Genomic DNA, 11411 nt, shown 5'->3' on the forward strand with positions numbered 1-11411 from the left:
GTCATCGCCGGTCCGGTTGTGATGGGTCTGGCTGGTGGTCCGCCGCGCGCTGGTCCGGGTCGCGGCGGTCCGGGTCGTGGTCGCGTACGCCGTCGAGCAGTACGGCGGCGATCATCTCGGCGCTGAGCGGGTTGTGGTCGGTGATCCGGGGGTGTGAGCCGGCGAAGGCGAGCAGCCGGAGCAGCCGGGCGACCTCGGACAGCGGGTAGCGGAACCGGTGCTGGTCGGGCTCCAGCACCCGGCTGATGGCCTGGTGGATCTCCTCGTTCGGTGGGGTGAGGCGCGGCGGTTCCCCTGGCGCCCCTTGCCTGGCCCGCTCCTTGTCGTCGTCCGGCGGCCCGTGCATGCCGACCGAGTGCAGCAGATTAAAGATCTTGGTCAGTCGTCGTTGGAGGATCTCGGCGAGTTCGACGAGCCGCTCCTCCAGCGGGCGGGTCAGGTCCAGCTCGGCCAACTCGTCGAACAGCGGTGCCGGGTCCAGCGCGGTCTCGACGGCCACCTGGACCAGCCCGCTCTTGTGCGGGAAGACCCGGAAGATCGTGCCCTCGGCGACCCCTGCTGCCTCGGCGATCTGCCGGGTGGTGACCTTGACCCCGTGCTCGGTGATCAACTCCAGGGTGGCGTTGATCAGCGCGGCGCGGCGTTCGTCGGGCGGCAACGGCCGGGCCCGGCCGGACGGTGGCGTCTGATCCTGGTGAGGCACGGCGGCAACAGTAGTGAGTGAGCGACTCACTCACAAACGATTTTCCTGGCTTGTGTCCGATCAGTGGAGGGGATCACACCCCTGCGGCCCCACCGGAACGTGTCACCCGCGCATGCCGCCGTGCCGCACAGTCACCAAGGTGACTGTGCGGCACCTCGTCGAACGGGGATATCCAGGCCGGAGAGCCGGGTCCGGCGGGTACGCGGTCACCACCACGTGCCCCGGACGTCCTCGTCTAGAGTTTGGGCGCGTACCAGGGTTTTTCGGCGGGTCGAACCGGACAGGCAGGGGTGTTGTCGGGTGCAGTTGACGGACTTGCGCGGTCGTCGGGTCGCCGTCTGGGGCACCGGCCGGGAGGGCGTCGCCGCGGTCAACGCGATCGCCCCGGTCGGGCCGGCCGACCTGGTCACGGTGATGGACCGGGAGACGTACGCGGCCAACCCGTGGACCGGCCGGCTCGCCGAGCTCGCCCCCCTGCACACCGGCCCGGCCGCGCTCGACGCCCTACTCGCCGCCGACGTGGTGGTCCGGTCCCCGGTGATCGGCGAAACCCACCCCTGGGTGGTACGCCTGCGCGAACACGGCACCCCGATCACCAGCGGCACCGCGCTCTGGATGGCCGAACACGCCGCCGCCACCGTCGGCGTGACCGGCAGCAAGGGCAAGAGCACCACGACAAACCTGATCAGCCACCTGCTCGGCGCGGTCGACCGGCCGAACGTGATGGGCGGCAACATCGGCATCCCCGTCCTCGACCTGCCGCCCGCCGACCGGTACGTCCTCGAACTCTCCATGTACCAGTGCGCCGACCTGACCGACTCGCCCGGCGTCGCGGTGCTCACCTCGCTCGCCCCGGAACACCTCGACTGGTCCGGCGGGGAGGCCGAGTACTACCGGCACAAACTCAACCTCGTCGGGCACGGCCCGGGCGCCGTCGTGTTCAACGCCAACGACCAGCGGCTGCGCGGCGAACTCGCGACCCGCCCCGGACTGCCCCTGGTCCCGGCCGGCAGCGTCGACGGCGCTCCCGCCGGCTCCGCCGCCGACTCTGCCGGGGGCCGACCCGACGCCGCCGACCCGTTCCACGTCGCCCCCGGCCCGGACGGCACCGACTGGGTACGCCTCGGCGACCAGCCGCTCTTCCCGCGTACCGCGCTGCGGCTCGTCGGCCGGCACAACGGGTGGAACCTCTGCGTCGCGCTCGCCGCACTGCGGGCGGTCGGCGTCGACTGCGTCGCCGAACGGGACCGGCTCGCCGCCGCCCTGGCCACCCTGCCGACGCTGGAACACCGGCTCACCCCGATCGAGGACCCGTCCGGGATCACCTTCGTCGACGACTCCCTCTCCACGATCCCGCAGTCGGCGATCCACGCCATCGAGGCGTACGCGGACCGGCCGTTGACGGTGATCGTCGGCGGCGAGGACCGGGGTGTCGACTACACGCCGCTGCGCGAGTTCCTCGCCGAGCACGAGGTCACCGCCACCCTGATCGGCATCCCGGACAGTGGCCCCCGGATCCTCGACGCGGTCAAGGACCTCGGCACCATCACCACCGTGCTCGCCGACGACCTGGTCGAGGCGGTACGCCTCGGCCGCGAACGTACCCCGGCCGGCGGTGTGGTGCTGATGTCCCCGGCGGCACCCAGCTACGGTCGGTTCGACAACTTCGCCCACCGGTCCCGGGTCTTCCGGCAGGCGATCACCGACACCGCCGGCTGACTCAGGCCGCGCCGAGCAGGTTACGCATCGAGCGGACCGTCGAGCGGATCTCCTGCAGGTACTGGTGCGGGGCGTACCGCTGCGGCCCCGTACCACCCGTAGCGCCGAGGCGGGCCGGGTCGAGGCCGACCGTGTCGACCCGACAGCCGTAACCGAACCGCAGCGACCGGACCGCGTCACAGTGCTGGAACGGCACGTAGAGCTGCGAGGTCACCACCAGGACCCGGTCCCCGGCCGCCGGTCGTACCTCGTCGGCCCAGAAGTGGTACGTGTCCGAGGTGTGCGCCCGTCGGGTCTCCGGCTCGGTCGACGGCGCCGCCAGTACGTGCACCGGCGGCCCGTCCGCCGGCCGGTAGCTGCGGACCGCCCAGGAATGGTGGGTGATCGGGCCGGTCGACGCCCGCTCCTCGGCCGGCTCGGCGTACCCGAACCCGAGGCGGATGCCGACGTCCATCACGTCCACCTCGTAGCCGAGCGGGGCTCCGGGGCTCTCCGGCAGGTCGAGGTCCGCAGTCTCGGCCGGCCGCAGCGGGCGGAAACTGCCGAGCGCGGCGACCTCGTCGACCGTCACGTCGCCGCCGCGGACCAGCTCGGCCGCGTACGCTGTCCGGTGCAGGCAGGAGCGGGCCAGCCCGCCGAGGACAAGCAGGTGGTCGTACCGGTGGGTCGGGGCGGGACGCGGCTCGACCAGGCCGAGCGCGGTGGCCGCCGCCCCGACCAGCTCGACGGTCTCCGGCGGCAACTCGGAGACGTTTATCTCGTCCCGCTCCACCGAGCCGGACCGGCTGCGGAAGTCCCAGTACACCGCCGAGAAGCCGTCGAGCCATTCGAGCAGTTCCGCCGGCGGCAGTCGGTCCGGCAGCCCACCGCCGAACGCGGCGACCAGGTCGCGAAGCGGCGGCGCGCAGACCCAGCCGACCACCCCGGCCGTCACCTCGGCGCGGGACGCCTCCGCCGCCCCCGTCGGCAACGGCACCGGTTCGTAGCGGGTCACCCGTGTCCTTCCCTCTCACCGCCGCGCGCCCAGGGCGGCGCACACCCCGGAAAAAGCGAGCCGCGGGGCCCGTCGACCGCAAACGGTCGACGGACCCGCGGCTGCCCGTGGATCAACTCAGCCGTTGCTCACAGCCTGGCACACTGTCCGGACGCCGGACCCCGGACCGTGTTGGTCCGGCCGTCGTTGCCCGGTGCCGGGCTGTTGCCCGCGCAGGAGAGCGGACCGCTGATGGTGTTGCCGGCGACCAGCACCGGCTCGTCACCGGCGTTGCCGACCACCGAGACCGGGCCGGAGACGGTGACGCCGTCGAGGCGTACCCCGCCGGTGTTCAGCGCGAACGAGACCGGCCCGCTGACCTTGCCGGAGTCGATCGACACCTGACCGGTGGCGGCGACCACCGAGACCGGACCCGAGACCTTCGTACCGTCCAGGGTGACCAGCACCGCGGCGGTCGCGGTGACCGGGCCGGAGATGCTGCCGCCGGTGGCGACCAGCGACGCGCCCGGCATGACCGTCACCGGGCCGGAGATCGTCGCGTCCTCGAGGCAGGTGGTGCCGGTGAAGACGGTCAACGGGCGGCTGTGCCGACCGGTGATCGTCGTCGTGCACTCCGGGCCCTCCGGCTCGCCCTGGCCGACCTCGGAACGCGGCGCCGGGTCGGCGGTGACCGGCGAGTTCTTCGCGAAGTAGTCGACCAACATGGTGAGGTCGTTGTCCCCGGTGGTGACCGGGTCCTTCTTCACCGCCAGGGTGGCGAAGTTGTCACCGCCGGAGGCGAGGAACGAGTTCACCGTCACCCGGTACGTCGCCGCCGGGTCGATCGGGGTGCCGCCCAGCTTCATCGACGTGATCCGGGAACCCTGCGGGGCCGCCGGGTCGTAGGTGTAGAAGAAGCCCTTCGAGACGCCGAGCCAGAGCACCGGACGGGACGCCCCGGCCGGCTGCCACTGCTCCTCCAGCACCTGCTTGATCTCGGCACCGGTGTAGCTCTTCGTCACCACGTCGTTGGCGAACGGCTGCACCGAGAACGCCTCGGCGTAGCTGACCACCCCGTCCGGGGCGTACAGCAGGTCGGCCCGGAGACCGCCCGGGTTCATGAACGCGATCTGCGCCCCGCCCCGGCCGGCGTCGGAGGTGCCGGCGAGCTGCACGTCGGCGATGAAGTTGCCGAGCGCCGACTCCTTGCCCCGGTCCTCGTTGCCCTGCTCGTTGTAGGCCCGCCGGATGTCGGCGGTGATCGAGCCGAGCTGCTGCTGCCCGAGCTCCTCCGCCCGAACCTTGGCGTCGGCGACGATCTGCGCCACCGCCGGGTCCTGCGGCGCCCCGACCACGTCGACCAGGGCCGCGTCCGAGGCGGTCACCTCGCCGGTCGCCGGGTCGAAGGTCAGGTTGACCCGGCCGAGCCGCTTGCCGTAGTCCTCGGCCTGCACGACCGGCCGCAGCCTGTCGGTGCCGGGGACCGGCACCTCGAACGCGTACGGCTGGTGGGTGTGTCCGCTGAAGATCGCGTCGATGGTGGCGTCGACCCGGGTGAACGGCCCGAAGACCGGGTCGTTGGCGAGCGCCTCGGCCGAGGTGATGTTCTCGGTCGCCGCCCCCTCGTGGGCGAGCAGCACCACCACGTCCGCCTCACCGTTCGCCTCGTCGCCGTCCTTCAGCTGGGCGGCGACCGCGTTCGCCTCGGCGACCGGGTTGCGGAACGTGATCCCGGCGATGCCGTCCGGGCTGACCAACGAACCGGTCTGCTCGGTCACCACGCCGACGAAGCCGACCTCGACCCCGCCGATGCTGCTGACCGAGTACGCCGGCAGCGCCCGCTCGTCGCCCCGGTAGACGTTCGCGCCGAGCAGCGGGAAGTCGGCCCGGTCGGTGACCCGGCCGGTCAGGTCCGCGATCCCCTTGTCGAATTCGTGGTTGCCGACCGCCGACGCGGTCACCCCGATCTCGTTCAGGGCGTCGATCGTCGGGTTGTCCCCGTCGATCGCCGAGATGAAGGTGGAGGCGCCGATGTTGTCACCGCCGGAGACGAAGGCGGTGTTCGGGTTCTCCGCCCGCAGCTGGTCGACCAGGCCGGCGAGCTGCGCCGCCCCGCCGACCGGCCGGCCGTCGGGCGCGTTGCCCGGCGACTCCAGCCGACCGTGGAAGTCGTTGACGCTCAACAGCTGCAGGTTGACCGGGCCGGTCGAGCCGGTGTCCAACCCGACCACGATCGGGTTGTGGTCACTGGCCCGGTACGGGTCGGCCGCGTAGAACGCCGGGTGGCCGTCGTACTGGAAGGCGAACGACTCGTGCGAGTTGATCTGCCAGACGTCGACCCCGGTGACCCGGGCCGCCAGCGACGGCGAGGCGACCGCGTGGTCCAGCGAGCCGGACTCGCCACCGAAGACGTAGCTCGCCTCGCCGGTGGTGTTCAGGTCGACGTAGTCGGCGTCGTGGAGGACCTTCATCGGGTCCTCCTGGGTGTACGCGTTGAAGTCGCCGAGCAGCAGCACGTCGTCGCTGCCGCTGGCCGTCTTCAGCTCGTCGACGAAGTCGACGAGGGCGGTCGCCTGCCGTACCCGGTCGCCGTTGAACGCGCCCTGCCCGTCGCCGGTGTCGGCGTTGTCGCCGGTCGCCGCGTCCGAACTGCTCTTCGACTTGAGGTGGTTGGCGACCACGGTGAAGGTGGTGCCGTCCGAGGTGAAGGTCTGGGCGATCGGTTCCCGCGCGTTGAACCAGACGCTCTCGTCGTTGACCGACCGGGACGCGCCCTGCGGGGTTACCTTCGCCGGCTTGAAGATGATCGCCGTGGTGATGAAGTCCTGCTGCGCGGCGGGCGGCAGGTCGGCCGGGGTACGGACGTAGTCCCAGGTGCCCGCCCCGTCGGCGGTGTTCAGCGCGGCGACGAGCCGCTTGAGCGCCTGCTGCGGGTCGGCGGCGTTGAACCGTACCGAGTTCTCGATCTCCTCCAGCGCGACCACGTCGGCGCCGAGCGCGCTGATCGCCTTGACGATCTTCGCCTCCTGCTTGACCAGGCCGGCCTCGTCGTCGGCACCCCGGGCGTCGCCGCCGAAGTGGACGAAGTAGTTCAGCACGTTGAAGCTGGCCAGCCGCAGGTCACCGCCGACGTTCTCCGGGGCGGCGGTACGCGGGTTGGTCGACTTGAACGTGGTCCGGCCGGCCGCCGGGGTCTCCGCCGCGACCGGGGTGGTCGGCTGCAGCCGCCACTCGTTGAAGCCGTACGACAGCACCGTCGGCCCGAACGCCTCCACCGAGTCGCCGACCCGCAGCGGGCTGTCCGGCGCCAGGTACGGCGGCAGCAGGTTCGCGGTCGAGAGGTTGGTGGTCCTGCCGTCGTCGAGCAGCAGCCGGCGCAGCTTGTTGTCGGCCGCGACCTGCTGCGCCTGCGGCGTACCGGGGCGGGCCAGGTCGGTCGGGATCGACGCGGCCCTGTCGCCGGCCGCCAGCACCACCTCGCCGTACCGGTTGGTGTTGTAGACCTCGGAGACCGTGTACCCGCCGACCGGCGCGACCAGCATCGACTCGACCGACTCCCGGCCGGCCGGGTCCAGCGGCAGCTCCAGCGCCACCGGCGCCGGCAGCGGCACCCCCTGCTCACAGATCTGCACGTCGCTGCGGGCGCCGATGCTGAGCTGGGTGAGCCCGTTGAACTCGTTCGCCGTACCGCTGACCCGGACCCGGTCCCCGACCGCGACCTGCGGGTGGTTGGCGGTGTTGGTGGTCAGGTAGACGAAGATGCCGTCGGACGCGGTCCCGGCGGCCGGGGCACCCCCACCGCTGCCGGCGGTCTGCAGGTAGATCCCGTTGTAGCCGCCGGTGCGGTGGTCGGCGGTGACCACGCCCTCGACGGTGACCCGGGTGCCGGCCAGCGGGGTGGCGTCACCGGTCCCCTGCACCTGGTCGATGGTGTGGTCGACGGCGACGTCGCAACCGACCGGGTCGGGGTCGGGGTCGCCGCCCCCGCCGGTGTTTCGGACCCCGAACGTGTTCGGCGCCGGTGCCCGCCACTGCCCGTCGATCCGCTGCAGCGACTGCCCGACCGGGGTGCTGCTCGCCTCGGCGACCCCGATGTCGGTGGCGGTCAGCCCGTCGGCCGGCCCGCCGACCCCGGCGAAGCTGCCCTCGTAGCTGAGGAACTCGGCGACGGCGCCGTCCGGGGCGACCAGCGCGACCGCGTCCGGCGAACCGTTCTGGACGCCGTCGACCGGGTACGTCGCCACCACCACACCGGACGCCGGCACACTGCCACTCAGCGTCCGGGAGTGGTACGGCGCACCGTTGTTTCCGTTGTATAGGACAAGCTGCCATCCGGTCAGGTCGGTTCCGGCCGCAGCCTCGACCTCGATGGCCTCGCCGGTGTCGGTACCGGCGTTGTCATAGTGGATTTCGCTGAGAAACGGCGTCGCCACGGGTGCCGCGGCGAAGGCCGCGACACCGCTGGTCATGCCGAGCGCACTACTGGTAACCAGTACGCCCAGCACCTTGAGCGAGCGGCCGCGTCTGTTCCGGCGCATCAGGTTGCCTCCGATAGGGAGTAGACCGTCGGAGCATATGCGGGCGGGGTGTCGGAACAAGAGCTGCCAGGTGTACGGAACAGCATGGATGTTCGGCCGTTGTACGTGGCAGCACGGTCGCCGGACCTCGCCGGCGACGGCCGTGCCCGCCACGGCAGCGCTTGACGGCGCCCATGCGACGGAGGTTCGTTGCCGGTTGTGGAAGAGTTTTGGCTACCGTAGTCGTCCAGGTCTTGCCGAGCGGGTACGACCGCCCGCCTGTCGCGCTGATCGAGGTGTCCGTGAGCCAGTACGGCGAGAAGAGAGTGCCCGCCGACGAGCAGCCGACCGTGCAGCTGGCTGCCGTTCCGCCGTCCGCCGTGCCACCGCCCGTCGACGACCGTCCGACGATCCCGATCACCGCCGTCACCTGGCCGGTCGGGCAGCAGTCCGGCGGCGCTCTGGGGACCACCGGACCGGCGACGGCCACCGGGACCACCCCGACCTTTGGCGGGCCGCCCGCGACCACCGCTACCACGGACCAACTGGAGCCGGCGCCGGCACCGCCCCGGGGCCGGGCCCGGCGGGCACTGCTCGCCGGCGGTGTCGCGGTCGCCGTCCTGCTCGCCGCCGGGGTCGGCACGGTCGGCTACGCGTACGCCGGTGAGGTGCCGCGCGGGACCACCGTGCTCGGTGTGGACCTGGGTGGCCGGAGCCAGACGGAGGCGGCGCAGGCGCTGCGGGCCGATCTGGAACGGCGTGCCGAGACGTTCGCCGCCCCCGTCCCGGTACGGATCGGCGACCGCACCGGTGAGGTCACGCCCGCCGCGATCGGCCTCGCGGTCGACGTGGAGGCGACCGTCGCCGCCGCCGTCGACCACCGGCCCAGCCCGTTCGGCCTGCTCTTCGGTTCCCGGAAGGTCGAGCCGGTGGTCACCGTCGACGAGGCGAAGCTCGACGCGGAACTCCGGAAGATCACCGGGAAGTCCGGTCAGCGGATGACGATGCCGGCAATCCGGTTCGACGGCACCACGCCGAAGCCGGTCTACCCGAGGCCGGGCCGGGAGCTGCGCGCCGCAGACTCCGCGGCGGCGGTACGCGACGGCTGGCTGAGCGGCCAGCCGGTCGTGGTGCCGCTGGTCGAAACACATCCGGCGACGACCGCCGAGGAGGTGGACCGGCTCGTCAACGAACTCGCCAAGCCGGCGGTGGCGGCACCGGTGACGGTGAGCACCGACCGCGGCAGGTTCACCATCGGCCCGAACGCGATCGCGAAGAGCCTGGTCCTCACCGCCGACAAGGCCGGCGAGATCAAGCCCCGGATCGACGACAAGAAGCTGCGTACCGCACTGGCCGGGCAGCTCGGCAGGGTCGAGATCGAGCCCCGGAACGCCAGTATGTCGATCGAGGGCGGCAAGCCGCGTACGGTCGCCGGGCGGGGAGGACAGCGGGTCGACACCGCCGCGCTCGGCCGTGACCTGCTGGCGGTGCTGCCGAAGACCGACGGCCGCGAACTCAGGGGGACGCTGAAGGCGGTCGAGCCGAAGCTCACCGTGGAGGACCTGCGCAAGATGGGGATCAAGGAACGGGTCTCCACCTTCACCACCCAGTTCAGCGGCGGGTTGAGCGACCCCCGGAGCCACAACATCGTGACGATCGCCAGGGACGTCGACGGCGCCCTGGTCGAGCCGGGGAAGACGTTCTCCCTCAACGGGCACACCGGGGAGCGCGGCTACGCCCAGGGCTACAAGGACGCGGCGGTCATCCAGGACGGCAAGCTCGTACCCGGGGTGGGTGGCGGCATCTCCCAGTTCACCACCACCCTGTTCAACGCGACGTACTACGCCGGCCTCGAGGACGTGCAGCACAAGCCGCACTCGTACTGGTTCAGCCGCTACCCGTCGGTGATCGAGTCCACGATCATCTGGCCGACCCTCGACTTCAAGTTCCGCAACAACACCGAGTACGGCGTACTCATCGACACCTCGTACACCTCGAACTCGATCACGGTGTCGATCTGGGGCACGAAGGTCTGGGACCGGGTCACCACCGAGTGGAGTCCCCGACGGAACATCACCACACCGACGACGATCCGCCTCGAACCGGGACCGTCCTGCATCCCCACCAACGGCATCAACGGGTTCACCCAGGACGCCTGGCGGCTCTTCCACCGGGACGGCAAGGTGGTCAAGCGGGAGAAGTTCAGCTGGACGTACCGGGCCGAACCCCGGTACCTCTGCGGCGGCTGACCCGGCCCGTCGCCGGATGGTATGACACATCCGGGATGCCATCGACATATTGTGATGCGCCGATGCTGGTCCATACGCTGCCGGCATCGTGATCGGCGCGCGCCCACAAGGCGCGCCATCCATGGTTGGAGAGGACCCCCATGGTTCGCTGGCGCATCCTCACCCGTCTCGCCGCCACCGCGCTCGCCGCGGTGACCCTCGGCGGCGTCACCCTGGCCGCACCGGCCACCGCCGCACCCCAGCACGACGTCACCCCGTTTGTCGTCGGCGGAACCCGGGCCGCGGAAGGCGAGTTCCCGTTCATGGTGCGGCTCTCGATGGGCTGCGGCGGGTCGCTGTACAGCCCGCGTCTGGTGCTCACCGCCGCGCACTGCGTCGGCCGTACCGGCAACAACACCAGCATCACCGCCACACTCGGCACGGTCGACCTGCAGTCGTCGAGCCGGATCCAGGTCCGGTCGAACTACGTCTACCGGGCGCCGGGCTACAACGGCAACGGCGACGACTGGGCGCTGATCCGGCTGGCCAGCCCGGTCTCCGGGCTCAGCACCCTGCCGATCGCGACCAGCACCGCGTACGACAGCGGCACCTTCACCGTCGCCGGCTGGGGTGCGACCCGGGAGGGTGGCGCCCAGCAGCGGTACATGATGAAGGCGTCGGTGCCGTTCGTCAGCGACTCGGTCTGCAACGGACCCAACTCGTACGACGGTGACGTCATCGCCGCCGAGGAGATCTGCGCCGGGTACATGTCCGGTGGCGTCGACACCTGCCAGGGCGACTCGGGTGGCCCGATGTTCCGGCAGGGCGGCAGCGGCCTGGTCCAGGTCGGCATCGTCAGCTGGGGGTACGGCTGCGCCCGGGCCAACTATCCCGGTGTCTACACCCAGGTGAGCTACTTCGCCTCGGCGATCGCGTCCGCGGCGGCGAGCCTGGGCGGCTGATTCGGCGCCGGTTCATCCGACGCCGGCCGGGTTCGTCATCCGACGCCGGTCGGCCGGGGACACCGTGGGATCCGGTCGGCCGACGGTACTCCGGCGGGATTGGAGATCCGGGCGCTGGGCAGTTGACCGGTGAAAACAGTTGTGGGGCCGACCCGCAAAGGGTCGGCCCCACAACTGAAAGAATGTCCGGCGGTGTCCTACTCTCCCACACCCTCACGAGTGCAGTACCATCGGCGCTGGAAGGCTTAGCTACCGGGTTCGGAATGTAACCGGGCGTTTCCCTTCCGCCATAACCGCCGTAACCCTATC

The 11411-nt window shown here is 71.3% G+C and carries 6 protein-coding genes and 1 rRNA gene; 3 read left to right on the top strand and 4 right to left on the bottom strand.

All coding sequences use genetic code 11. The annotated features are described in order from the left end of the window. Window position 1: 1 nt before the first annotated feature. A complete protein-coding gene (locus ABGB05_RS27465) occupies window positions 2–703 on the bottom strand; it encodes a TetR/AcrR family transcriptional regulator (RefSeq protein WP_347656803.1) in 702 nt (233 codons plus the stop codon). Between the two features lie 300 nt (window positions 704–1003). Between ABGB05_RS27465 and murD the strand changes: the two genes are divergently transcribed. Then, the gene (murD, locus tag ABGB05_RS27470) at window positions 1004–2422 is read left to right on the top strand and encodes a UDP-N-acetylmuramoyl-L-alanine--D-glutamate ligase (protein WP_347656804.1); all 1419 of its coding nucleotides are present in this window, start codon (window positions 1004–1006) and stop codon (window positions 2420–2422) included. 1 nt (window position 2423) lies between these two features. Here murD and ABGB05_RS27475 read toward each other — a convergent pair whose 3' ends face one another. Together ABGB05_RS27475 and ABGB05_RS27480 are read right to left on the bottom strand one after the other, a co-directional pair. After that, on the bottom strand, window positions 2424–3416 hold the full coding sequence (locus ABGB05_RS27475) for a hypothetical protein (RefSeq protein ID WP_347656805.1): 993 nt from the start codon (window positions 3414–3416) through the stop codon (window positions 2424–2426). Between the two features lie 128 nt (window positions 3417–3544). Further along, window positions 3545–7933 carry an ExeM/NucH family extracellular endonuclease gene (locus ABGB05_RS27480; protein ID WP_347656806.1) on the bottom strand — a complete coding sequence of 1463 codons (4389 nt, stop codon included), beginning with the start codon at window positions 7931–7933 and terminating at the stop codon, window positions 3545–3547. Window positions 7934–8208: 275 nt separating this feature from the next. Here ABGB05_RS27480 and ABGB05_RS27485 point away from each other — a divergent pair, with 275 nt between their 5' ends. After that, window positions 8209–10161 carry a VanW family protein gene (locus tag ABGB05_RS27485; RefSeq protein ID WP_347656807.1) on the top strand — a complete coding sequence of 651 codons (1953 nt, stop codon included), beginning with the start codon at window positions 8209–8211 and terminating at the stop codon, window positions 10159–10161. 140 nt (window positions 10162–10301) lie between these two features. Then, entirely contained in the window at window positions 10302–11102 is an 801-nt protein-coding gene (locus ABGB05_RS27490; protein WP_347656808.1) for a serine protease, read from the top strand. Between the two features lie 184 nt (window positions 11103–11286). On the opposite strand, the gene rrf is transcribed toward ABGB05_RS27490, so the two are convergent. After that, window positions 11287–11403 (bottom strand): 5S ribosomal RNA (rrf, locus tag ABGB05_RS27495). Window positions 11404–11411 lie beyond the last annotated feature (8 nt).

This window comes from Plantactinospora sp. B5E13 (genome assembly GCF_039871775.1).
Taxonomy (GTDB): Bacteria; Actinomycetota; Actinomycetes; order Mycobacteriales; family Micromonosporaceae; genus Plantactinospora.